The organism is Marinobacter salinisoli, assembly GCF_017301335.1.
GTDB classification, from domain to species: Bacteria; Pseudomonadota; Gammaproteobacteria; order Pseudomonadales; family Oleiphilaceae; genus Marinobacter; species Marinobacter salinisoli.
On sequence record NZ_CP071247.1, the window covers coordinates 2,693,236 to 2,716,521 of the forward strand.

General features: G+C 55.8%; 17 protein-coding genes and 1 riboswitch. Of the genes, 10 read left to right on the forward strand and 7 right to left on the reverse strand.

Going from position 1 to position 23,286, the window contains the following annotated elements; genetic code table 11:
• Window positions 1-3: 3 nt before the first annotated feature.
• Both LPB19_RS12250 and LPB19_RS12255 read right to left on the reverse strand, forming a co-directional pair.
• Window positions 4-2,196: an OsmC domain/YcaO domain-containing protein gene (locus LPB19_RS12250; protein ID WP_206643184.1), complete on the reverse strand. Its 2,193-nt coding sequence runs from the start codon at window positions 2,194-2,196 to the stop codon at window positions 4-6.
• Window positions 2,197-2,340: 144 nt separating this feature from the next.
• Window positions 2,341-2,973 carry a DUF4377 domain-containing protein gene (locus LPB19_RS12255; protein WP_206643185.1) on the reverse strand — a complete coding sequence of 211 codons (633 nt, stop codon included), beginning with the start codon at window positions 2,971-2,973 and terminating at the stop codon, window positions 2,341-2,343.
• Window positions 2,974-3,209: 236 nt separating this feature from the next.
• On the opposite strand from LPB19_RS12255, the gene LPB19_RS12260 reads away from it, so the two are divergent.
• Both LPB19_RS12260 and LPB19_RS12265 read left to right on the forward strand, forming a co-directional pair.
• Window positions 3,210-3,581 (forward strand): VOC family protein, encoded by a 372-nt coding sequence (locus tag LPB19_RS12260; RefSeq protein ID WP_206643186.1) that lies wholly within the window; start codon window positions 3,210-3,212, stop codon window positions 3,579-3,581.
• A gap of 82 nt (window positions 3,582-3,663) precedes the next feature.
• Window positions 3,664-4,737 carry a MipA/OmpV family protein gene (locus tag LPB19_RS12265; protein ID WP_206643187.1) on the forward strand — a complete coding sequence of 358 codons (1,074 nt, stop codon included), beginning with the start codon at window positions 3,664-3,666 and terminating at the stop codon, window positions 4,735-4,737.
• Window positions 4,738-4,865: 128 nt separating this feature from the next.
• Here LPB19_RS12265 and LPB19_RS12270 read toward each other — a convergent pair whose 3' ends face one another.
• The 5 genes from LPB19_RS12270 to LPB19_RS12290 all read right to left on the reverse strand — a co-directional run bounded on the left by LPB19_RS12270 (window position 4,866) and on the right by LPB19_RS12290 (window position 14,157).
• The gene (locus tag LPB19_RS12270; RefSeq protein WP_206643188.1) at window positions 4,866-6,080 is read right to left on the reverse strand and encodes a D-amino acid dehydrogenase; all 1,215 of its coding nucleotides are present in this window, start codon (window positions 6,078-6,080) and stop codon (window positions 4,866-4,868) included.
• Window positions 6,081-6,244: 164 nt separating this feature from the next.
• Window positions 6,245-6,343: riboswitch (glycine riboswitch) on the reverse strand.
• Between the two features lie 104 nt (window positions 6,344-6,447).
• Window positions 6,448-8,586, reverse strand: coding sequence for an EAL domain-containing response regulator (locus tag LPB19_RS12275; RefSeq protein WP_206643189.1), 2,139 nt, complete (start codon window positions 8,584-8,586; stop codon window positions 6,448-6,450).
• Window positions 8,587-8,714: 128 nt separating this feature from the next.
• Window positions 8,715-10,178 carry a sigma-54-dependent transcriptional regulator gene (locus LPB19_RS12280; RefSeq protein WP_206643190.1) on the reverse strand — a complete coding sequence of 488 codons (1,464 nt, stop codon included), beginning with the start codon at window positions 10,176-10,178 and terminating at the stop codon, window positions 8,715-8,717.
• A gap of 20 nt (window positions 10,179-10,198) precedes the next feature.
• Window positions 10,199-13,279 carry a PAS domain S-box protein gene (locus LPB19_RS12285; RefSeq protein ID WP_206643191.1) on the reverse strand — a complete coding sequence of 1,027 codons (3,081 nt, stop codon included), beginning with the start codon at window positions 13,277-13,279 and terminating at the stop codon, window positions 10,199-10,201.
• A gap of 50 nt (window positions 13,280-13,329) precedes the next feature.
• Entirely contained in the window at window positions 13,330-14,157 is an 828-nt protein-coding gene (locus LPB19_RS12290; RefSeq protein WP_206643192.1) for a phosphate/phosphite/phosphonate ABC transporter substrate-binding protein, read from the reverse strand.
• Window positions 14,158-14,471: 314 nt separating this feature from the next.
• On the opposite strand from LPB19_RS12290, the gene LPB19_RS12295 reads away from it, so the two are divergent.
• The 8 genes from LPB19_RS12295 to LPB19_RS12330 all read left to right on the forward strand — a co-directional run bounded on the left by LPB19_RS12295 (window position 14,472) and on the right by LPB19_RS12330 (window position 23,253).
• The gene (locus LPB19_RS12295) at window positions 14,472-15,755 is read left to right on the forward strand and encodes a PP2C family protein-serine/threonine phosphatase (protein WP_206643193.1); all 1,284 of its coding nucleotides are present in this window, start codon (window positions 14,472-14,474) and stop codon (window positions 15,753-15,755) included.
• Window positions 15,752-16,159 (forward strand): ATP-binding protein, encoded by a 408-nt coding sequence (locus tag LPB19_RS12300; protein WP_206643194.1) that lies wholly within the window; start codon window positions 15,752-15,754, stop codon window positions 16,157-16,159. The genes LPB19_RS12295 and LPB19_RS12300 overlap by 4 nt, the downstream gene beginning before the upstream one ends.
• Before the next feature lie 75 nt (window positions 16,160-16,234).
• Window positions 16,235-16,510, forward strand: a complete 276-nt coding sequence (locus LPB19_RS12305; protein WP_206643195.1) for an STAS domain-containing protein — start codon at window positions 16,235-16,237, stop codon at window positions 16,508-16,510.
• A 22-nt stretch (window positions 16,511-16,532) separates the two neighbouring features.
• Window positions 16,533-17,840: an oligosaccharide flippase family protein gene (locus tag LPB19_RS12310; RefSeq protein WP_206643196.1), complete on the forward strand. Its 1,308-nt coding sequence runs from the start codon at window positions 16,533-16,535 to the stop codon at window positions 17,838-17,840.
• 274 nt (window positions 17,841-18,114) lie between these two features.
• Complete coding sequence (locus tag LPB19_RS12315) at window positions 18,115-19,380, forward strand: polysaccharide biosynthesis/export family protein (protein WP_206643197.1); 1,266 nt, start codon at window positions 18,115-18,117, stop codon at window positions 19,378-19,380.
• Window positions 19,377-20,798, forward strand: a complete 1,422-nt coding sequence (locus LPB19_RS12320) for a GumC family protein (protein ID WP_206643198.1) — start codon at window positions 19,377-19,379, stop codon at window positions 20,796-20,798. The genes LPB19_RS12315 and LPB19_RS12320 overlap by 4 nt, the downstream gene beginning before the upstream one ends.
• Complete coding sequence (locus LPB19_RS12325) at window positions 20,768-22,036, forward strand: O-antigen ligase family protein (RefSeq protein ID WP_228289110.1); 1,269 nt, start codon at window positions 20,768-20,770, stop codon at window positions 22,034-22,036. The genes LPB19_RS12320 and LPB19_RS12325 overlap by 31 nt, the downstream gene beginning before the upstream one ends.
• The gene (locus LPB19_RS12330) at window positions 22,033-23,253 is read left to right on the forward strand and encodes a glycosyltransferase family 4 protein (RefSeq protein WP_206643200.1); all 1,221 of its coding nucleotides are present in this window, start codon (window positions 22,033-22,035) and stop codon (window positions 23,251-23,253) included. Before LPB19_RS12325 ends, LPB19_RS12330 begins: the two co-directional genes overlap by 4 nt.
• Window positions 23,254-23,286: the final 33 nt, after the last annotated feature.

Consider the following 23,286-nt stretch of genomic DNA (forward strand, 5'->3'; position numbering starts at 1 on the left):
CCGTTACAACGGAATGCCAGCCTTGGCGGCTCGCGCCGCGTGGAGCTTCCTGTAGCTGTCAACCAGGCGCAAGTGCTTGTCGAGGCCCTCAAGGTTCATGTTCGTCGGCGTCAAACCGTGGAAGCGAACTTCACCGGTTACCGAACCAATCACGGCGCCCAGGGTCTCGGTGCCAAACATCCGCTGCAGGTTGTACTGGTAGTCATCCAGTTCCAGCTCCTCATCGAGAACGATTTCCAGCACGGCATTCATCGCCTGATAGAACAACCCTCTTTCAACGGTGTTGTCGTTGAACTGCAGAAAAGCTTCCACCCGTTCCAGGGCTTCTTCATGCTGCTGCAGCGCCAGGTTGATCAGAAGCTTCAGTTCCAGAACCGTAAGCTGACCCCACACGGTGTTTTCATCAAACTCAATGCCAATCAGTGTGATGATATCGGTGTATTCATCGATCTGGCTCTCTTCGAGCCGGTCAAGCAGTGCCTGCAGCTGGTTGTCACTCAGGCGGTGAAGGTTCAGGATATCCTCGCGGTAATCCAGGGCCTTATTGGTGTTATCCCAAATCAGATCCTCAACGGGATAAACTTCCGAGTAGCCGGGCACAAGGATGCGGCAGGCGGGTGCGCCCAGCTCTTCGTACACGGCGACATACACCTCTTTACCCTGCTCCTTCAGAATATCGAGCAGGGTGTGCGCCTCCTGCTCGTTGGTGCCAGAGAAATCCCATTCGCAGAAATCGTAATCGGCTTTGGCGCTGAAGAAACGCCAGGAGACAACGCCCGTCGAATCGATAAAGTGTTCGACAAAGTTGTTCGGCTCAGATACCGCCAGGCTGTTGAATGTGGGAGGAGGAACGTCGTTCAGCCCTTCAAAACTCCGCCCCTGAAGCAGCTCCGTCAGGCTCCGCTCCAGCGCAACGGCCATGCTGGGGTGCGCACCAAACGAGGCAAACACACCGCCTGTTCGCGGGTTCATGAGGGTGACGCAAGCGACCGGGAACTGCCCTCCGAGCGAGGCGTCTTTCACCAGAACAGGGAAGCCCTGTGCTTCCAGCGCGCGAATGCCTTCAACCAGGTCAGGGTACTTTGCAAGTACCTGTTGCGGAACATCCGGCAGCGCGATTTCCTCTTCAAGAATTTGCCGTTTGACCGCCCGCTCGAAAATTTCCGATAAACACTGCACCTGAGCCTCATATACCGTGTTACCAGCGCTCATGCCGTTGCTGAGGTACAGGTTTTCAATGAGATTCGACGGAAAATACACCGTTTCGCCATCCGAGTGGCGAACGAACGGCAATGCGCACACACCTCGTCCTGCATTGCCGGAGTTGGTGTCGATCAGATTGGAGCCGCCAAGCTCACCTTCCGGGTCGTAAATCGGAAGGCAATAGTCATCAAGGATGCCTTCGGGCAGCTCATCGTTTGGCCCCGGCTGGAACCAGCGTTCATTCGGATAGTGCACAAAGGGAGCGTTCGCGATCTCTTCGCCAAAGTACTGGTCGTTATAGAAGAAGTTGCAATTTAACCGCTCAATGAACTCGCCCAGCGCGGAACACAAGGCACTTTCTTTGGTAGCGCCTTTGCCGTTGGTGAAACACATGGGCGAGGCCGCATCCCGGATATGAAGCGACCAGACGTGGGGAACGATGTTCCGCCAGGAGGCAATTTCAATTTTCATGCCCAGGTCTTCCAGGATCCGCGTCATCGTGGCAATGGTTTGCTCCAGCGGGAGATCCTTGCCCTCGATAAAGGTTCTGTGGTCGGCGTCTGCCTCCACCATCAGCAGGGCTTGTGCATCTTCGTCCAGGCTTTCAACCACTTCAATCTGGAAATCCGGCCCGGTCTGAACGACTTTCTTCACCGTGCAGCGGTCTATCGAGCGGAGAATGCCCTGCCGGTCTTTCTCCGAAATGTCTTCAGGCAGTTCTACCTGAATCCGGAAAATCTGGTTGTAACGATTTTCCGGGTCGACAATGTTGTTTTGAGACAAGCGGATGTTTTCCGTTGGAATGTCTCGAGCCAAACAATACACGCGCACAAAGTAGGCGGCACACAGCGCTGACGACGCCAGGAAATAATCAAAGGGGCTGGGTGCCGAACCATCGCCTTTGTAACGAATCGGCTGGTCGGTAATGACGGTGAAGTCGTCAAACTTGGCTTCAAGTCTGAGATTGTCGAGAAAGTTAACTTTGATTTCCATGGCGAATGCACCGGATATGAAGTATTTGGCGGGTATTTAAATCAGGGGGCCATTATCCAGTTTTCGGACCTTTACGTCTCGGTGGATTCGCCATTCCCCTACGCCTGCGGCCCGCGTCCATGCGGCCACCCTGTGGTTTCGCCTCTAGTCCGTTTTCTGGAATCCCAGCAGTTCGCCACCCGCTTCATCAAGCAGGAATAATTTAGTCCCTTTCAGGGTGTAACCGCGCACCTGGTTCAGGCTCTGGTTAAACTGGCCCGATATCCGCATGTCGACACAGGCCTTTCGTGTACCGGCAATGGGGCCGAAAACGATCTCGGAAGAATCAAGGCGCTCAATGGCGCCACGGAAATTGTTGCAGCCATCGAATCCCATCACGGACATTTTGGCGAGATCAAGCTCCATCCGCGGTCGCTGCCGCTCATCGTCAAGCGCCAGGGCAATCCCCCCCATGCTCTCCAGCACCCAGAGGTCATTGAGCCTCAGCTTGGTATCGGGTTCCTTGTCCAGAATGCGAACCAGCGTATACCGGATTGAAGAGGCATCCGCAGGCACTTGCTCTGCAGGAATCGACTCTTCCTTCACGACCAGCCGGTAGAGATAGCCCGCTTCATAGTCAAAACCTTCAATGGGCGCGTAGAAAAGCGTCCACCCGTCTGGCTCAAAGGTTTCTCCTTTCTGCACTTGCAGGCAATGCATAGGCCCAACGCCAACGCACTCGGCTTTCAAGCTGTTTACCCAATACACCGCTTCGCCTTCGTTTAGTTCAGTGGTCATGGTTTCAGAGCCTCCCGCTGTGTCATTGTGTGCAGTCAAAGAGCAGCCGGCCAGTAAGGCAATCAAAGGCAATAGATAAGCAATTCTTGGCATTATGTGATTCCTGTTTCATTCCCCCTAGGGCTTGGCCAGAATCCTAGTTCCATGAAGACAACAACACCAGAGCTGAGCGCACTAAACTTTTCAGCGAAATCCTCGTAAGTTAAGAGCTGCATTAACCGGATAAGGAGAAAAAGATGATCGGCTACGTAACGATTGGTGTCAGTGACATGGCGCGGGCCAAAGCCTTCTATACTGACTTATTGGGCGATTTCGGCGCCAAGGTGCTCCTTGATCTGGATCGGATTGCGTTTATCGGAAAGAGTATGGACACTCCGATGCTGGCGGTTTGCACGCCCTACAATGGCGAACCCAATCACCCGGGTAACGGGAATATGTTTGCGATTCCGATGGGCTCCAAGGATGCCGTGGATCAGCACTACAAAAAAGCGATCGAGCTGGGAGCAACTTGTGATGGCGAGCCGGGCCAACGAATTCCCGGGCAGTTTTATGGAGCCTATGTTAAGGACCTGGATGGCAACAAAGTTGCGTTCTTCTATTTTGGTTGATCACCTCCGGTTCACGGCTGGCAAACAAGGGAGTGGCGCACCCTTTCCGGGGCGGGTGGCTTGTTTGCTCTGCGGCTTGGTTATGGGCTTCTCCGCTCAGACAGCTCACGCGGCTGATCTGTCCGTGAACGTTCGGAATCTCCCGGACGAGGGAACCGTCGTGTTGCAGGTATACGACGACGCGGATGCTTTTGGCGATTTCCGCAATCCAGCCCGGGAGGTTCGGTATCCCATCGCTCCCGGCGATTCTTACCTCATCCCCGATGTTCCCGAGGGCGAAATTGCAGTTCTGGTCTATCTGGACGAAAACGACAATCGGGCACTGGACCGAAATTTCATTGGTATCCCCCGTGAGCCGGTGGGGCTGTCCAACAACTACCAGCCCAAGGGGCCGCCCACTTTCAAGCAGGCGAGCTTCATGATGGAGGCAGGCGCAACCACCAACCTGGATATCGAGCTTTATAAGGTGCTGGGGGAGTCCGGGCAATGGGGGGTGGGCCTCGGGGTTATCGGCCGGAGCAGTCCCTATGTGGGTTCAAACGCCAATGTCATTCAACCGATTCCCGCCATCACGTACTTTGGCGAGCGCCTGCAATGGATCGGCCCGGAACTTCGCTTCGGCATCCTCGGTAGTGATGATCTGCGACTTGCCCTCACGGCGTCTTACCGAGTGGGTGCGTACGAGGAAAAAGACAGTCCCGCTCTTGCGGGCCTGGGCGACCGCGAAAGCACATTGATGGCCGGCCTGGGCCTGATCTACGAATGGGCCTACGGCATCGAATTTGACCTGGGCTACGAGCACGATGCTCTCGATCGGATTGGTGGCGGTTCGGCGATGGCGAGAGTTTCCAGAGGGTTTCAATTCGGCAGCCTCCGGCTGACGCCGGAGCTGGGGCTGAACTGGCTCAGCAGCGACCTTGCCAACCATGATTTCGGGGTGCCCGCTTCGGCTTCATTGATCGGCTTGCCTGAGTATGATGTCGGAAGTACGTTGACCGCAGAGCTCGGCGTCAGTGGTTTCTACGAAATAACGGAACGTTGGCGGGTTGTCCTCAATGTCGCGGTAGAGGAGCTTGGCAGTGATATTACTGACAGCCCCATCGTAGACAGCGACCGAGTTCTGAAAGGCTTTGGCGCCATTACTTACGCTTTCTAGCTCACAAAAGCCGATAACAGCAGGCGAGAACAAAACAATAATCGAGTTTATTGGCAGAAAAATAAAAAAGCCTGGCTTCTCAGGTAAAGCCAGGCTTCTTCGAGTGCGCAATTTGGCCAGCGGCTAAATCACGCTTGTTCGACTATATCCGCAATCATGTGGGCAGTGATCGCGGAAAGCGTCCAGCCGAGATGGCCATGACCTGTGTTGTAGAAGACAGTCGGCAGCTTGCCGCCCCCTACCCTGGGCATCATATTCGGCAGCATCGGCCGAAGCCCGGCCCAAGGTACCACTCGACGGGTACATACTCCCGGGAAGCACTCTTCAACCCAGCGCGTCAGAGGTCGAATACGGTCGTCACGAATATCGCGGTTGTAGCCACTGAATTCGGCCGTGCCTGCCACCCGGAACCGACCATCGCCAAGGCGACTCGTCACAATTTTTGTTTCGTCGTCCAGCAGGCTTACCGTCGGTGCCGCCTTCTGCGATGCCTCGTCATCAAGTTCAACCGTGATCGAGTAACCCTTCACAGGATAGATATTGACGCGGTCCCCAAGCTTTGCCGCCAGCGAGCGACTGCCGACGCCGGCACAGATCACCACGCCATCAAAGGTATCGCGGGTCTGGTCATCGCCATCGTGCGCGGTAATCCAGGCATGTTGATCGTCTGCGCTGACTTCGATCACTGAATGGCCATAATTGGTTTTCACGCCAAGGCGTTTGATAGCCTCCGCCAAGCCATTGGTGAACTTGTGAATATCGCCGGTGGAGTCGCTCTCGGTATAGAAGCCTCCGTAATAGGTGCCGGCCAGAGTGGGCTCGATAGCGCGCATTTCATCTGGCGTGACCGGGCGGCGCTCGAGGCCGCCAGCCGCGAGCAGGCGGGAAACATTCGAAGCGTGATCAAAACCTTCTTTATTACGGTAAATATGAAGGATGCCCTGCTTCTTGAGGTCGAAGTCAATGCCCTCTTCTTCCGCCCAGGCAAACAGATAATCGCGAGCCGCAATCGCCAGCCTGGTGGTTTCAGTGGTGTTCTTTTCGTACTGGGGAATCGCCGCAATGAACTCCGCGAACCAGCTCATTTTATGCCAGGACGGCTTCGGGTTTACCAGCAAGGGGGCATCCCGGCGGGACATCCATTTAATGCCCTTCATGACCGTGCCCCAGTTGTTCCAAACCTCGGCGTTTGATGCAGACAACTGGCCACCGTTGGCGAAGGAAGTCTCCATCGCGGCATAACGGTGCTTTTCGTAAACGGTAACATCGAGTCCGCGCTTGGCGAGGGAATAGGCCGTGGTGATACCCGTTATACCACCACCAATAACAGCTATACGTTTCATAACAGTCTCCGTGACGCGCCCAGGGTTACCTCTCTGCCAAGAAAAGCAGAAAGCACCCCTTCCGTCACGGAACCTGAGAGATTCACGGGCCGCCAATACCGTGCGGCTCGCTTGCTCCTTCGGTGTGCCGGATGACGCTGTCGCCGGCAACTCTTCGGAAGTTCTTCACGCTAGCGGTCCTTTTGCCTGAGAGTTTCCGGGGCAGTTGCTCCTTCGGCGCCGGCCTCTAATGAAAGTAAACCGATCTCTCCCGCAAGCGTGTGTGGCGCACCCAGGCACCACAGTACGGTCGAACCTTACCAAATTACAGTCAGTTGAGGAACTGTTCCTGTCAGATAGCCCGAGGATCGGGTCAAGCCCGCGCAACTCAAGATGCGAGCTGAGCACCGCGGAAATATGGCGCAAAGTTTTCACTGCTAGTCGGCCGCCCCGTGAAGAAGCCTTGAACTGAATCGCACCCCAGTTCTTTCAGGCAGGCAAGCTGATCTGCCGTCTCGACACCTTCAACGACCAGGTGCAGGCCTATATCGTGCCCAACGGTAATGACGGCCCTGGCGATGGCCTGTGCCGTCGGATCCCTGTGAATGGACTGGATAAAACTGCGATCAATCTTCAGGCAATCGATCGGAAGTTTACGAAGATAGCTGAACGAAGAGTAACCGGTTCCAAAATCGTCGATGGCTACCCTGACGCCCATTTGCCGTAGCTCATTCAAGTTTCTGAGCGCCTTACTGCCTTTGTCGACCATGATGCTTTCGGTCACTTCAAGCTCGACCAGGTGAGGGTCGATATTCCTCTGGACCATGCCCGCGCGAAATTCATCGACGATAGAGCGCGTGTTTAAATGAATACCCGAAATGTTGAGAGAGATGGGCACCTCTGGATATCCGGCCTCTCGCCACTCCACCATTTGATCAAACACTTTGTCCAGCACCAGATGGCTTAGCGGAACAATGAGGCCTGTCTGCTCAGCCATGGGAATAAACTGCGAGGGAGGGATCGGCCCCAGCTCGTCACTGTTCCAGCGTATCAGCGCTTCAACGCCCACAAGTGACAAACCAGCGAGGTCGAACTTTGGCTGATAATGCATTTCCAGGGCCCCATCCGCGATATCCCGGTGAAGCAGACGTTCAATTTCTAGGCCCCGGTAGATTTGTTGCTTTAGTTTTTGGCAGTAACGACGAACGCGCTTGCCCTCGTTTTCCAAATTTGGTGAGTGAATGGCACAGGCGGTGGCGCCGATGAACTCTTCAGCAGAAGCAGCCCCTTCACGACTGTCAGCGACGCCAGCGATCCACTCTAGTTTGCAGGTGAACCCACTAATTTCATAGCAGTTGCTCAGGCGCCGAACCAGGATATCGGCAAAATCTGTCGCAAAGCCTACAGAGCTCAATCCAGAGAGCACAACGACAAAGTCAGACTCGGATATTCGCGCAATCAACGGAGGCTCATCCAGCTCGCCGACCTCCGATGCGGTAACGAATGTGTCGACTTCTGTGTCAATCCGCTCGACGATCATCCGCGCCAGCGTTTCTATTCCCTGACGTCCCGCTCTGGGTTCCACCAGGCGAAGGTCTGAGCCGGCAAGTCGGATCAGTACCGTGTGTCGGTTAAGTCGCTTGCCGTTTCTTAAACGCAAACTGAGTTCGGACAAGAGATGCTTTGCATTGGAGACTCCCGTTTCAGGGTCCCTGAATGTGAGTTGCAACATGTGTCTCTGAGTCAGAAAAGCCTCGCTATGATCTTGCAAGAGGCAAAGTAGCTCACTTTCCATGCCTCCGATAAATCGTCCCTCAAGGGTGTGAGAGCCTTTTTGCGCCCCGAACTCCAGGAGGAACTTGTGTATCTGCTGTTCCGTGAGTGCCGATTGCCAGGCCCGCATCGCAGAAGGAACGCAGGATTTCGGAATGCACTCGAAGAAACATCGGTCTTCGGTCAGGGTTTCTGCAACCACCAATGGCAGACGTTCCATTTGATGAGCGCCTCTTATGACGCACTCGCGATCCAGAACCAGTATTGCTTCGGAGGAGCTACGAAGTAGCGAGGAGATCTGAAAACTGCGGCTGACCAGGTGCTTGTTGGCAGTACTGGCGCGAATTAGAGAGAAGAGCCGCTGAGCAAGGATTCGCCAGTTCAGGGGCTTCGGAGCGAAGTCTGTAGCGCCCGATGCGAAGGCGGCGTCGATGGATTCATCGTCTTCCTGACCGGTAGCGATAATAATGGGGGTCGAATCTTCGCCCAGAAAGTCACGCATTTGCCGGCAAGTGCTGAATCCATCAAGCCCCGGCATACGGGCATCCAGCAGAATTGCGTCGAATCTATGGGTTTCAAGCCAACTCAGGGCAGTATAGCCATCCGATGCCTCAGTGACGCCGAATCCTGCTTTCTCTAGGGCCAGCCGGTAAGCCGTTCGCATGAAGTGATCGTCGTCTACGACGAGTAACCTGTATGGCTCTTGCTTGCAGGTCGACTCGGGAATCTGGGCTGTACTGGCTGGGTAAAGCATGGTCTGCTTCCTCAATGCACATGGCTTCTTCCGAGTCAGCAGATTACATGCCAGATTTTTTTTGAATTATTTTTCAGTGAGTTAGTGGCTGTCCGAGCCGAATTCTCTGAGTTCTTGCAAAATGCAACTCAAACTGACGCTCGCAATGAGTCCATTTTTTCCCACTGTTGCTTTTTGCGATAAATCGTCGATGGACTGATTTCCAGAAAAGCCGCCGCCTTCGGCACATTGCCGCCACATTTCTCGATGGCGGATTCGATAATACGTTTTTCCTCAAGCCACAGCGGAATTATGGCCTTCAGCTCAGACCGGGTGTTATCACCAGTCTTAGGGCCGCTCGGCTGTTGCTGGCTGGGCGGCAGTTCTTTTGATACCCCCGGGATCTCGCTACCCGGCTGGCGGGGAAGCCCAGCGCTGGCTGCGCGAAGGTCAGGCAGCATGGACATTTCAACGATCTTCCCATCATGGAGCACCACAACATTCCGGATCACGTTACTTAACTCACGCACATTACCCGGCCAGGAGTGTTGCATGAAAAATTGCTCAACGTCCGGGCTGAATGATTCAAACGCCTTGTGCTCATCTTTCGCGTATTGCAGCAGCAGTGAATGAGCTATGAGCATGATGTCATTGCCCCGCTCTCGCAGTGCCGGCATATGAATGGGTATGACATGAAGCCTGTAGTAGAGGTCTTCACGAAATCTGCCTTCCTGTACCTCCAGGAGCGGGTCCCGATTGGTCGCGCAGATAAAGCGCACATCGACTTTGAGTTCTTTGCTGCTACCCACGGGCTGAAACGTGCCGGACTGAATCAAACGCAGCAGTTTGCTCTGCAGATCAAGCGGCATTTCGCCGATTTCGTCGAGGAACAGCGTCCCGCCAGAAGCTCTCAATGCTGCCCCCTCGCGCGCAGCCGACGCGCCGGTGAATGCGCCTTTCACATGCCCGAAAATCTCGCTTTCAATGAGTTCGCGGGGAATCGCGGCACAATTAATGGCAACAAACGGCTTATCTGAACGGTTGCTTTCTGCGTGCAAAGCTTCCGAGCACAACTCTTTCCCGGTGCCGCTCTCGCCGGTAATGAAAACCGAAGCCCGACTCTTGCTGGCACTCTCAATGATTCGATAAACATTCTGCATCGGCAGGGAGGCGCCGATCATCTTGTGGAACTGTTCTCTGACGAACGTTTTCTCGTACTCTTCGACAACGGCTTTCAGTTTCTGTTCTTTGAGAATGTTCGCCAGAGTGACGCACAGGCGCGCCTTGTCGAAAGGCTTGGAGATGAAATCACTTGCCCCGCGCTGCATGGCGTCGACAACCATATCCACCGAGCCATGGCCGGTGATCACAACAACCGGAAGTGCTGGTTGCTCTTTCTGCATGCGATCGAGAATGTCCAGCCCACTCATGTCGGGCAAGCGGACATCAGTGACCAAAGCATTGAAGCTGGTCGCGGAAAGACTCTGGAGAGCGTCATGCCCCGTGTGGACTACCTCGACCTCGTAGTCCTGTTCCAGATAACTGCGGTATACGAGGGCATTTGAGGGGCTGTCCTCAACGAGCAAAACCCGGGGCCGTGAGTCATTCGGCATTCATTCTTCCTTTCCGGACGTTACAGGGACTGTTCAGGAGTCTGCTGAAGCTGCTCATAGTACTGAGAGTATTTCATCAGGGTTTGCTCCGCCACTGTCTGCAACAACTCCAGCAAGGCCTGATCAGAACCGGCGGCATGCCCGATGGCCGCATCCTCAACTTGTTTCGCAATGGATTGCAGATGCAGGCCGCCGAACGTCCCGGCACAGCTCTTCAGCGCATGGGCCTGCTCTCTAATCTCATCTTCGTCATTTTTTACTGACGCATTTTCAATGTGTTGAAGCCTTTTTTTCACTTCATTTATAAATACCGAAATCATCATCGGTATTGTTTCGGGTGACGTGTCGGCAGCCAGTTGATCAAGTACCTCCATGGACATGATCTCAGGCTGGCTGGCCTGCGGTTTACTCGGTTCCATTGTCGTACCCCTGGTTTCTGTTGCACATTGCTCGATCGCATTGACCAATCGATCGATTTTGAAGGGTTTGCTGATAAAGTCACACATCCCTCCTTTGAGGCAGCGGTCAATTTCAGATGTTTCGGCATTCGCCGTCAGGGCGATAATCGGCGTACTCGCATTCAAGCCCCCCGATTGTTGTATTCGGGCACTCGCCTCCAGGCCATTAAGTCGAGGCATGCGCATGTCCATCAGAATCACTGCATATTGTCGCTCCGCTGCCCGCTCACAGGCCTCGATTCCATCTTTGGCTGTATCGACAGAGTATCCTCTACCCTGCAGCATTTCCGAACCAATCAGAAGATTTGCTTCAACATCATCGACCAGCAACACCCGTTTGCCCGGAGCAGGATGAGACGCTTCGTCTTCAACATCACATTGCGGATCATCGACCGGGACTTGATTGTAGTGGGCTTGATCGGGCTCCGCCGTCTCATCCGCCTTGCCAAACGGAAACTTCACGGTGAATGTGGTGCCCACCCCGACTTTACTTTTTACGGCGATCGATCCACCCATGCCATCCAGTAACTTTCGAGCAATGGCGAGGCCCAGGCCAGATCCACCATAACCGGAATCCCGCATCGCATCGACCTGCTCGAACTCGGAAAAAATCGTATCAACCAGGTCCTCAGGTATTCCGGCCCCGGTATCACTGACCTCGATGCAAGCCCACTCGTCAGTTTCCCCGTCCACCTGAGCCGCACAGGTGACTTCAACCCAAACCCGACCCTCGTGGGTAAATTTGCACGCATTATCCAGAAGAATGGTGAGGATCTGGCGGAGATGATTCGGGTCCGCTTTTATCAACTCGGGAAGAGACTCATCGATTGTGCAGCCCAGATCGACGTCAGGATTGCTGTGCTGGGCACGGATCCCTTCCTGTACGTCATTTAACAACTGCCGAACATCAAAATCCCGTCGATTAAACGAAATGTACCCTGCCTCGATTTTTGAGAAGTCCAGGATTTCATTGACCACGGCAAGAAGGGCATCTCCGGAGCGTTGCGCCAGAGCGAGATAGCGGCTGCCGTGGTCATTCAGCTGCACCCGCTCTTCCAAAAGCGACAGAGAGCCCAGAACGGCGTTGAGTGGTGAACGTATTTCATGACTCATATAGGACAGGAATCGGGATTTCGCTTGAGACGCCTGCTCGGCTTCTGCCTTGGAATTCAACAGTTGCCGCTCCCAGACTTTGCGTTCGCTGATGTCGCGCAAGGCAGCATTCACAAATATTTCATCATCCACCTCTATGGCGGTCAGCGCCAATTCCACAGGGAAGGTTTCGCCGGTGCGCCTCAGAGCCATCGTTTCAACCCGTTTGCCAATCAGCGGTCCCTCGCCCGTGGCAAGAAAATGTGCCATGCCCTTGTTGTGGGCAGAGCGGAGGTCTTCGGGAATCAAATACTGCGCCATGGGCTGGCCGATCAGTTCCTCGCGCTTCCAGCCAAAGAGCACCTCAGCAGACTGACTGAAATCCGTGACATGCCCCTCTTTATTAATCGTGATTAAAGCGTCCAGACTGCAGTCGAACAAATTGGCCTTCAGGCGCTCGCTGATTCTCACCGAACGCTCCAACTCCTGCTCCTGCGTGCGGTCCCGCAGGGTCAGGACAAACATATCCTTGTCACCGGCCGCAAACGGCACGACCGACGCCTGGGCATAGACCCTGCGACCTGACTGGCACCTCAGGCTGAAGTCGATTCTGCTGCCCAGGGTCATGCGATCCGCCTGGAACCGCTCCGCATTCTCCACGTCCAGACTGCTGAGCACCTCAACCAACTGCCGGTCACTGAGATCCGCTTCAGACAGCTCCGTCATGGTTTCCATCGCCTTATTCGCCAAAACAACACGCCAGCGGCTATCCAGCATGGCGAAGCCATCGGGAGCAGCTCTGAACAGCGATTTGATCTCAGTTTCACGCTCCTGTAGCCGGCTGTTCGCAATCTGGAGTGCAGCGTTACTTTGCTCCAACGCTCGTTCACGTTCCTTCAAGATTCGGGACATGGAGTTGAACGCTTCCATCGTCTCGGCCAACTCATCATTGCCAGTGACTGGTATAGACTCACCCAGCGCGCCCGCCTGGAGTTTTTGACTGGCATCCCTCAAATCGAGAATGCGTTTGGTCAGAAAATTGGCCAACACCAGAGAACAGAGGGCCACCAGCACGAGCTCCAGTCCCGCAATGGTATACAGTCGGACATTCGCCTGAGCAGCCAGACTTTTCAGTTCCTCGATCGAAAAGCCCAGATACAAGGTACCGAGAACCTGGTCCCCGACTGCCAGATCACTGCGGACATCGAAGATTCCATCGTCAACACTGCCCACGTCGTAATCCTGAGCAGACAAGGTCTCGGGCTGAGCGCCCACCGAAACCAGAATGCGCTCATAACCCTGAAGCTGCGCGTAATGGACCCCCTCCAGCGAGCCAATTTGTTCAACCTGTTCTTTCAGGGAGGCCAGGTCGTAGGAGATCAGAGCGTCCAACAGAACCGAACTGGCGAGCTGAACGGTATCGTTGGCGCGCTTGAGTACCGCTTTTTCCGCCGAGGTTTCCAGAAAGCTGAGTGCTTGCCAGATCAGCAAAGACAGGAACACCACTTCAATGAATGCGATGCCCAGAATCGTTTTCCAGCGAAACGACATAACAAGCTCCTCCCCTTAGCCCGCAGCCGACACACACAAGGACGACGGAGTCACTGCGCGTTAATCCCCAGGTCGCGAACGTCGTCCCAGTCTGTATTGGCAGCGGCCTGAAATCCCTTCATATCCAGCTCTTCCAGTATTGAGCGCCCGCGTTCAGATTCATGCATTTGACTCAATGCCTGTTCCACCAAGGCTTTAGTTTGTGGCGTGACCCGCGGATGAGCTGCGATCGCGTGCCCGGTGTATCCCGGCGATAACCAGAGCACTTCCAGTTGCTCGCGAATCTCGGGTTCTACTTCGTTCAGGGTTCTGACAATCCCGCCACCGGCTGCGAACAGCCCCTTAGCCACAGAGCGGTAGACCGAATCGTGTGATTTCACGAACTCAGCCTGATAGCCCGGCGCAGCTTCATCAAGGTGGGCGCGGGTAATCAGCGTGGCGGCGAAGGCATTGGGCGCCGGAAATGCCACTGATTGACCTGCCAACTCCTCCACGGCGCCGATTTTGAGATCCGATGACACGACGATGATTCCGCGAATGACGTGGTTACTCTGGCGAGCCACCGCTGAATATCCGGGATCTTCGCTGAACACAGTAAAGTGATACGGGTTCATGTACGCGAAGTCATAGACACCATCTGCCAGCCGGCGCTCGAATTCCGGGATATTGGGGGCGGTCGCAAACCTTACGGTGGAGCCGGTCTTTTCCGTCAGGTAAGCCATCAAAGGCAGCCACTGCCGCGCCAGTTTCTCGCTGGCCTGCTGCGGAACAACGCCGAAGGTATACACCTTGGGCGCAGACTGCTGCGCGCTCGCCACGCCGGGCACCGAGACCAGTATTGCCGACAGTAAAAATATTACCCGCAAGGAACATGTCATCTCCCGTATCTCCTTTTGAGTGGTTCGTGGCTTCAACCAATGAAAAACTTCACACAGGTTTACCCAAGCATTTTTCACACCAATAAAGGTTGATCGGCGACGTACCGGCTGGTTACCAGCACTGCACGTTCGCGAAAACGGTCCTCAGACTCAATCTGTTTTGCAAAATGCAACGCACTTTGCGATCTAACAGCTCTTGCCTGCGCTAAGTGTTGAACATCGCTGGTTCTTGCGCAGCTGGCACCGTATTTGCGAACACGTTCAGTAGTTCCGGGTTCAAGGCTCACATTGGCCACTTTGAAAGGAAAAAACTTATGTCGGCAAACGCTAATCCAGCTCAGGCTTCCCAGCACAGCTGCCGGGCGCTGATCGTTGAAGACAGCGCACCAGAGAGGATGCGGCTGAGTGCAGTGCTGGCGAAGCTGGGTTATCAAGTGTCTGAAGCTTCGGACGGATTGGAGGCACTGGCCCACCTGGAAGACAGTGGTCAGCCTGTGAACATCGTCATCAGCGACTGGCGAATGCCCGCTGTGGACGGCATCGAGCTTTGCCGACGCATCAAGACGTCCTCAGAACTTGCGCCCTATTTCATTTTGCTGACGGGCCAACGCACCGTAAACGATCTGGTCGCCGCCATGGATGCCGGCGCGGATGATTTCATCGCCAAGCCCTTCGCTGTAGAGGAACTCAGGGTCCGCCTGGCCGCCGGCCGCCGGGTGACAGATCTCCGGGAATCGTTGTGCCAGAACAATCGGGAACTCAAAAAGGCATTGGCCGAAAAACAGAATGCACTGACGCAAATCCGCGACGATCTGGCGGCTGCCGAAACACTGCAAAGGGCTCTCTTGCCAGACCCATCCTCCTTGCCGGGCAGCATAAGCGTTCTTCACTATTTTCGCGGCGCAAGTGGCGTTGCCGGCGACGCCTACAACATCGTTCCTGTGTCAGAAAACACCATTGCGTTCTATCTTATCGACGTGTCTGGCCATGGCATTAAATCGGCCATGCTGTCCTTTTACGCCACACAGCTTTTAACCAACGCCTCCAAGCAACCGGGCAGCATAGTCTCGCGCGTTCCGAGCCGTGTGGCAGCCGCACTCAATGAGCGCTTGCTGGCTGAGGTCGGCGGAACCGACTACCTGACCATGATCTATGGGATCCTCAACACGGAGACAGGTCACGGAACCTTCTGCCAGGCCGGGCACCCCAATCCGTTCATCACATCTCCGGAGAATCCCTCACCCCGCCCGTTGGGCACCAATGGATTCGCCATCGGAATGTTCGAACACGCAACCTATGATGACGTTTGCTTCCACCTGGGGGCCAGGGAAAGCCTGGTGATCACCTCAGACGGAATCTTCGCGCACCAGACAGATTCTGGACAGCCACTCACCACGAACCATCTTTCAATGCTGCTAGACCGCATTGCTTACCTGCCTATCGAAGCACAACAGCAACAGCTTACGGCAACGTTAAATAACTTCCTCGAGGGTCAGGAGTTGGAGGACGACGTCTCAGTGATGGTGATACGCAGATCTGGTTCCTCCACCACCCGCCCGGCTGTATCCGAGAGCGAATGCGCCGAGGCCCAGCTATGAGAACGCTCATCATGACCTATCCGGTCACCACGGCAGCGATTGAGTTAGTCATGGAGGCGATTGAGGGAGCGCTGGACTCAGCAATCCACGACGCCCATGAGGTTTTCCAGATCATGACGTGCTGCCGCGAGGCGTTGAACAACATCGTCGAACACTCGGGCGGGTCTTGGTTTACCACACGATTTCGGTTAGCGAACTTCGGCGAGCGTAACGCCGTAGTCATCGCCTTCCGCTACCGGGGAACGGAATTCCAGCCGCCCTCACAAACAGAAACACCTTTGAACGCGGGATCTGGTCGAGGCTGGCCCATTATGCAGGCCTGGATGGATCGCGCCCACGCCACATGTCACCGCGACACTGTCCGAGTGACTTTAAGCAAGCGTTTGACGACCAATCAGACGTAACCACTGGAGAAAACGGTCATGTCCACTCAAAGCTCAACCCAATACGAAATATTCGATCTCCCGGAGATGCTGGTAATGGCAAACAGCAGCGAAGTCCGAAAGCAGCTGGAGAACAGAATCAAGTCAGGGGCCCATCATTTAATCCTGAACCTTGAAGACGTCCTGTTCATGGACTCCAGCGGACTGGCAGTGATGGTTTCGGCGTATAAAAAGACCCAGCCCATCTCCGGCAGCATCGTGCTTGCAGGGCCTGCCCCCAGCGTCCGTGCGTTACTGGAGCTGACACGGCTCCACGAAATGTTTGAGATCTATGCCGATCTAGATGCCGCCCTGCGGGATCTGGCTGCCTGACCCTTTCAGCCGGAGATTGGCCATGAGCATATCATCAGCGCCACTGAGACTGTGGCGCTCCTTCACCGCCAACCGTTTTTTGCGCAACATAGGCTGGCTGACCTTGAGCATGCTCGCAAGCCGCGTGCTTCGGCTCGCTGTCACGGTCGTTGTGGCGCGGACGTTCACACAGCTGGATTATGGCCAGATTGCTCTGATATTCACGACACACGAGATCATTTCGCTGTTCATTCAGCGCTGCACCCAGGTCAAGCTGATACAAGCGCCACCTAAGGAACTGCCCTCTCTTTGCCGAACCACCTTCGGCATGAACTGGCTTCTGGGATTTACCCTCGCGTTAGTGCAATGCGCGGTAGGGTATGTCGTCGCCACGATCTATGGCGCGGCCGAGCTATGGCTACCTATCAGTCTTCTGGGCCTGTGTCATTTGATATTACCCATGGCGATGGTGCCAGCCGCACTGAATGTCCGGGAGGGCAAAATGCACCTGGTGGCGAAAATCGAAGTCGGCCAGACGACCTTCGAGACCGTCAGCGTGCTGGTGCTGATTGCCAGTGGTGCCGGAATCTGGGCGCTTGTCATCCCAAAACTCCTTGCACCATTTATCTGGGTTTATTTCCACCGCGCTCACAACACGTGGAGATTTGACCGCAGCAAACCCCAAGCATCCAGGATAGACATCCTGAAATACAGTCTGAACCTGATGGTGATTGATGGTCTTAGCGTTATCCGGCAAAACCTCGACTATCTGCTGGTCGGATACGTTCTCGGCATTGAAGCGCTTGGCCTCTATTACTTCGCATTTAATGCCGGCCTGGGGATCGCCACCACTTTTGCCAACGCGATCAATAGCGCTTTCCTGCCGCATCTGTGCAACGCAGATCACGATCAATCGCCCTCTGAACGTGCGCAGAAGTACCGAAGCGGTGTCAAGTTGATCATCATGACCGTCGGGGGGGTGGTAGTGTTACAGGCAGCAACAGCCCCCCTGTATGTTCCCCTGGTGTTTGGCAGTTCCTGGGAGGAGGCCGGCAGTATCCCTCTGATTGTGATCCTCTGTTTGACGGCGTTTCCGAAAACGCTTTTCGAGGCCAACAGCCAGTATCTCAGAGCCCTGGATTTACCTCAGGTCGATCTGAAGAATCATTTCTGGCTTACCGTGGCATTGACCGTTGCGGTCGTCGTGAGCGTCTACCACAGCCTGTTCCTGTTGGCGCTGGCCACCCTGATCACCTACACCTTGGCCGCCCTCGTTCTGTTGGTTTTCTGCTATCGCCTTGCTCCTGTGTCCCCGGAGCCAGCGGCTTTGCCTCAGCAACAGGTGTCTTAGCATCCAACTCCGGGCTGGACCATGAAAGTTCAGCCCGGCCCTCCCCCCCAATTATCCAATCGCAAAACGCGAAATCGCGCATTGACCGAGTTTCAAACTGGTTTGCATTTTGCGAAAAATCCAACGTTCAAGAATTAAACCATTTATTTTCATACCTTTACGTCGACTCCAATAATGGCACGGCATTTGATACTGACCAGATAACGTCGGTAACCCATGGCCAACCGCCTACGGGGATTCAGGTCTTCCCAGATTGCGATTCGGAGCTTCCAACATGTTACTCAAGCCACTCAGTTCCTCTCTCGTTGCACTCGCCGTAGCTGCCGGTTGCGCGTCTCCCGACCTGAGCAGCAGCCGGGACGAACGGTCGCTTGAGGGCGGTCACTGGATGCATCTCACAAAAGGCAGTGAGATGGGACAGGCCACTTACGTGGGGCCGCGGGATGCGTTTGTTGGCTACGATCATGCCTCTGGCAACGGTTCGTCTGTCGACGTGCAGAGCCCCGACGAATCACGCCCCAAGACCACAGGGCTCCCGGGAACCCCGCCGTTATCACCCGGAGATCGCGTCCGTATTGATTTGCCACCGAAAGCGTTTTTCAAAGGCGTGTTCGACTCCTCAGACACGGCGCTCGCCGGGATTTACGAAGTCGGGTTTGATGGTCAGTTAAAGCTGCCTTACATCAAACCGGTGGCTGTCGCCGGGGTTCCAGTGTCAGAGGCTGAGGTGATGATCAACCAGGCCCTCGAAGCTGGCGGCTATTTCAAACCGGGCATGGCGCGCCTGAATCTTTCCATTCAGGAATGGGCACCGATCCAGGTGTCTGTCGCCGGAGCCGTCTTCACACCCGGGACCGTCTCGCTCAGTCCCCGAGACGCCAGTTTATCCGGTGACCAACTAAAGCTCCGCGGAGGCAGTGCATCACTGAACCGATTGCTCAGCACCGCCTTACAGTCCGCCGGGGGCGTTCGTCCGGACGCAGACATTCAGCGGGTTGAACTGATTCGGCACGGGGTCGTTCATACCTATGACCTCAGTGGCACCGTAGCCGGCCATCAGGTACAAGACGTGGCCTTGATCCAGGGCGACCAGATCCGGGTCACCAGCCTGGGTGTGCCGGACGCCCGCATCATTCGACCGAGCGCCATTACCCCACCGGGGATTCGAGTGTTCATCTCAAACCTCACCGTGCCGGCCTTTCACAATGCCTCGTCAGCCGTCGAACTCCATTCCACCAGCCTGCCCTACGGCGCTCAACTGCATACCGCTGTGGTGTCCGGCAACTGTGCCGGCGGTGCTGCGCTCACCAACAGTGACCGCTACGCCGTGCTGGTCACCACCGATCCGGTGACCCGTCGGCCGATTACGGTGGAGCGCCGGATTGAGCAGGTACTCAGCAATCCGGGCAGTCGGTCGATCAATCCCTACTTGATGCCCAATGACAGCGTTGTCTGTTACGACTCCGAGATCAGCAACATCCGGGATATTGGTCGGGCAATCAGCGATGTGCTGGCCCCAATAGGAGTGTTCTTCCGATGAACGCACCGGTACAGCAGGTGGAATCGCCGAAAAAAGGCTTCCTGTTCCGGGTCGTCGTTTACGGCAGCCACCTGCAGCCTGGCAAACGCCGGGCACTGTATATCGGCATCTTGCTCGCCTGTCTCGCGGTCATCTGGGTGCCGATTGTATTGCTCGTCACATTTAAGCCGGCAACCTATGTCAGCGAATGGACCCTGATTCTGCCGGGCACTGGCAATGGCCTCGCGGTCAGCCTCGAAAGCATCGGTCAGGCCAGTGCCAGTGTTGCTTCCCCGTTCACCAACAGTTCGGTTGATCCGGTAGCCAGTTACAAAGGAATCGCCACCAGCAAGCCTGTTCTGGCGCTGGCGGCAAGCAAACTTGGCATGAGCGTTGCCAAGTTCGGCGCCCCAAGAATTAAGCTCGTGGACCAGACCTCGCTGATGGAATTTCAGCTGAAGGCCCCGAACCCACAACTCGCTCAGAAAAAGTCCTATGCCCTGTACGAGGCTTTGCAAACTCAGCTTGATCAGCTTCGGGATGACGAAACGCGACACCTGACCGACTCCGGTCTTGCCATGATCTCAGACTTCAACGAGAAGCTCGAACAAGCCCAGCAAAGCAAACTGGAGTTCCAGATTGAGTCGGACATTGTCTCCTTTGAACAGTTCTCGGGGTTGATCACCCGCCTTGAAGACAGCCGCTATCGCAATCAGGAGCTTCAGTCCGATTACGAAGCGCTGCTGTTCCAGATCGCCACCATGCAACAGGGCCTGAACCTGACCGATGAAACGCTCAGGGCGGCGATTGCCCTTCGCAGCGACGAAGCCTTCCAGCAGCAACTCCAACGCCACGCCGAAGTCCACACCCAGATGTCGAGCATCGACGGCATCTGGGGCGACGACCATCCACAACTCAAGCAGCTCCATGCCGCACACGACACCGTCAACGGGGAGCTTACCCGCCGCGGTCGCCAGGTCACCAAGTCCACGGCATACACCACAGCCGAACTCATCGAGCTGGGCAATCACACCGCTCAGGACAAGGTCCTTTTAGAACTGCTGTCTTTGATCGCGGAGCGAAACGGTCTTGCCAAGCGGATTCAGACCGAAGCGCAATTTATTGAAAAGCTTCAGCAACGCATTGAAGAATCGGCCGAGGACTCTGTCGCCCTGGAAAACCTGAGTCGTAAACAGCAAGTGGCGACCGCTGTATTCTCAACCGCATTGGCCAAGCAGGATATCGGCAATGCTGACCGGTATTCGTCTTACCCTCTGGTGCAGATGCTGGCGCCACCCACACTCCCCGATCAGCCGGACCGTCTGACCCATAAGCTCGCCCTCATTGGCGGCGCTGGCGCGACCTTATCGCTGATCATGGGGCTGTCACTCCTATGGATCAGAAAGCCATGGCTCCAGAAAATCCTGAAGAGCGCATAGTCTGGGTGGGTCTGAGCTGGACCTACGCTTTCTATGCCGTTGGCGGTCTCTACGTGGTTGGCCCCGTCATCGGGTGGTTGCTGGCCGGTGTGCTCGCTGCCCGGGTGCTGCGCGTGGAAAACAGAATTGTCATTCCGTTGCCAGTCTGGCTCTGGATTATCGGCATGCTCATGATGCTGGTGGCAGTTGTGGTCGGGCACCTGCAAAACAACCTGGGAACCGGACAGCTCATCAAGTCTTCCATTGGATGGGCCAAAGGCTGGGCGCTGCTGGCCCTGTTTATCCTCGCAGGTTCCAGTCTTCAAATCCGACCCGAGCTGATTGCGCGGGCCGCCATGCGCGTGTGCCTACACACGCTGTTATTGCTGCCCGTTTTTATTGGCGCATGGCTGCTGAGACTTCCGGAAACCGCGTACGTCTCACCCTTGAAGGCGGTTGGCGGGCCAGGTCCAGAGTTTTTTGCCGTCTCTCTGTATGAACTCGATCCTCAGTCCGGTCTGCCACGCTGGCGTCTGTTTACCCCTTGGGCTCCGGCCCTGGGATTCGTCGCCAACATTTTTTTCCTGCTTGCTCTTATCGAACGGGAACGGTCTTGGCGAATTATCGGAATATCGGCCAGTGTGCTGATGATTCTGATGTCCCAATCCCGCCTGGCACTGCTGGCGCTGCTGTTCGTGATCGGGGTGCGGTTCTGCCTTGTCTACCTTCGGGGTCCGATCCTGGCCTTTGCCTGTATGGTCGCCAGCCTGATCTTCGCCTACGCCGGCGCGTGGATTCTGGAAGGGCTCGAGACCGGCTATGAATCCATCAAGGCGGCCCGCGCAGATTCCACAAGGGTGCGGGAAGCCCTTGCCCGCATTGCCTTGCACCGTTGGCGAACCGAGGCGCCGGTATGGGGGCATGGCGTGGTGGAGCGCGGCCCACATCTGGTTGAGTACATGCCAATCGGCAGCCATCACAGCTGGTACGGGCTGTTATTCGTCAAGGGTATGGTGGGTTTTCTGGCGCTCGCCCTTCCCCTTATTTTCTCACTGCTGACCCTGGGCCTGAAGGCACTGCGGGGCGGCATTGTCGAGCTCACCGGTTTCTTCTGTGTGTTGCTTCTTTTTCTCTACACGTTCGGCGAAAACCTGGAAATCCTCGCCTATCTGATCTGGCCCGCCCTGATATTCATTGGACTTGCCCATGGCGCTCGCCCGGCGGCCCGTACCACCCCCGTTGAGGAGGCTTGCTCATGACCACTGCACTACGTTCCACCCTGGTGGTTCCAAGATACTGGCCGGCGAGAGGCGGCTCTGAAATGCACTCGCGGCATCTTGCCCAATGCCTGTCTGATGCGGGAATGGGAATCAACGTGGTCTGCCATAGCTCGACCGACGACTTGCCGACAGAAGTCGCACTGGCCAGCAAGACGGGGTTTTCCAAGTCCGATGGCGATTACCAGATTCACCAGGCCTGTCCCACCGGCGCAAGACGGCAGGCTCTAAACCTGCTGGCGGCTCAGCACGCAAAAAATCGCTTCGTTCGCCCGGTCTTTGATCGGCTTTTACGCCCTTTCAGTACCCAGGCCATACATCACTGTGCGGCCGACGCCCAGCTCATCCACAGTATCTACAACGGCCTGACCTGCATGGCCGAGGCTGCACTGGCCGCCGCGCGACGCCGCAAGATTCCCTTTATCTGGTCGCCTCTGGCAAATACCGACCTGCCTGAGGGCCAGGGGTGGTCTTCAAGGCGCTTCCGAAACCTTTACCGCCAGGCGGATGCGATCATTGCTCTGACACGACATGAGAAAAGCTGGCTTGAGCAACAGGGCGCCGACCCGCAACGCACCTTCGTCTGCCCGATGGGGCCCATGGTCACTCAGCCAACCCCCCGGCAAACCTTCCTTGAGGCCCATCGACTGACGGAAGGCCCTACGGTGCTCTTCCTCGGTCGCCACGACGAACCCAAAGGGTATCTCCGGCTGCTGCAGGCCGCCTCAACCATCTGGCGCGAACGCCCGGATGCCCAGCTGTTGTTTATCGGCCCCCAGACCGATGCATCCAGGCGCCATTTTCAGCGTTACTCCGACCCGCGCATCACAGTCCTGGAAGACATCAGTCAGGCCGACAAAAATGCCGCGCTGGCCGCATGCGATCTGCTGTGTGTGCCCTCCACCGCAGAATCGCTGGGGGTCGTTTACCTTGAAGCCTGGCACTACAAAAAGCCCGTCGTTGCCCTCGACATTCCGGTACTCCATTCGGTGATTAGTCATGAAATCGACGGACTCTTGTGCCCTGCAGATGCCTCGGAACTTGGCGGAAGCGTGGCTCGCCTGCTCAACGATTCCGAGCTGCGCCAAAGCATGGGTGAGTCCGGTCTCGAGAAGCTCCAGCGCGACTTCTCATGGTCGGCAATTACCCGACAACACATGAACATTTACGCCTACGCGATCGCCAATCCGCGAGGCTGACACCACCGGCTACGGCCAAGCCTTAGCCCGTGT

What these genes read in the sequence shown, in the direction of transcription:
- LPB19_RS12275 (WP_206643189.1), bottom strand. Translation starts at nt 8,586, where the DNA reads ATGCTTTACCCAGCCAGTACAGCCCAGATTCCCGAGTCGACCTGCAAG.
- LPB19_RS12315 (WP_206643197.1), top strand. Translation starts at nt 18,115, where the DNA reads ATGTTACTCAAGCCACTCAGTTCCTCTCTCGTTGCACTCGCCGTAGCT.
- LPB19_RS12310 (WP_206643196.1), top strand. Translation starts at nt 16,533, where the DNA reads ATGAGCATATCATCAGCGCCACTGAGACTGTGGCGCTCCTTCACCGCC.
- LPB19_RS12250 (WP_206643184.1), bottom strand. Translation starts at nt 2,196, where the DNA reads ATGGAAATCAAAGTTAACTTTCTCGACAATCTCAGACTTGAAGCCAAG.
- LPB19_RS12280 (WP_206643190.1), bottom strand. Translation starts at nt 10,178, where the DNA reads ATGCCGAATGACTCACGGCCCCGGGTTTTGCTCGTTGAGGACAGCCCC.
- LPB19_RS12300 (WP_206643194.1), top strand. Translation starts at nt 15,752, where the DNA reads ATGAGAACGCTCATCATGACCTATCCGGTCACCACGGCAGCGATTGAG.
- LPB19_RS12330 (WP_206643200.1), top strand. Translation starts at nt 22,033, where the DNA reads ATGACCACTGCACTACGTTCCACCCTGGTGGTTCCAAGATACTGGCCG.
- LPB19_RS12265 (WP_206643187.1), top strand. Translation starts at nt 3,664, where the DNA reads ATGGGCTTCTCCGCTCAGACAGCTCACGCGGCTGATCTGTCCGTGAAC.
- LPB19_RS12295 (WP_206643193.1), top strand. Translation starts at nt 14,472, where the DNA reads ATGTCGGCAAACGCTAATCCAGCTCAGGCTTCCCAGCACAGCTGCCGG.
- LPB19_RS12305 (WP_206643195.1), top strand. Translation starts at nt 16,235, where the DNA reads ATGGCAAACAGCAGCGAAGTCCGAAAGCAGCTGGAGAACAGAATCAAG.
- LPB19_RS12285 (WP_206643191.1), bottom strand. Translation starts at nt 13,279, where the DNA reads ATGTCGTTTCGCTGGAAAACGATTCTGGGCATCGCATTCATTGAAGTG.
- LPB19_RS12255 (WP_206643185.1), bottom strand. Translation starts at nt 2,973, where the DNA reads ATGACCACTGAACTAAACGAAGGCGAAGCGGTGTATTGGGTAAACAGC.
- LPB19_RS12325 (WP_228289110.1), top strand. Translation starts at nt 20,768, where the DNA reads ATGGCTCCAGAAAATCCTGAAGAGCGCATAGTCTGGGTGGGTCTGAGC.
- LPB19_RS12320 (WP_206643198.1), top strand. Translation starts at nt 19,377, where the DNA reads ATGAACGCACCGGTACAGCAGGTGGAATCGCCGAAAAAAGGCTTCCTG.
- LPB19_RS12290 (WP_206643192.1), bottom strand. Translation starts at nt 14,157, where the DNA reads ATGACATGTTCCTTGCGGGTAATATTTTTACTGTCGGCAATACTGGTC.
- LPB19_RS12270 (WP_206643188.1), bottom strand. Translation starts at nt 6,080, where the DNA reads ATGAAACGTATAGCTGTTATTGGTGGTGGTATAACGGGTATCACCACG.
- LPB19_RS12260 (WP_206643186.1), top strand. Translation starts at nt 3,210, where the DNA reads ATGATCGGCTACGTAACGATTGGTGTCAGTGACATGGCGCGGGCCAAA.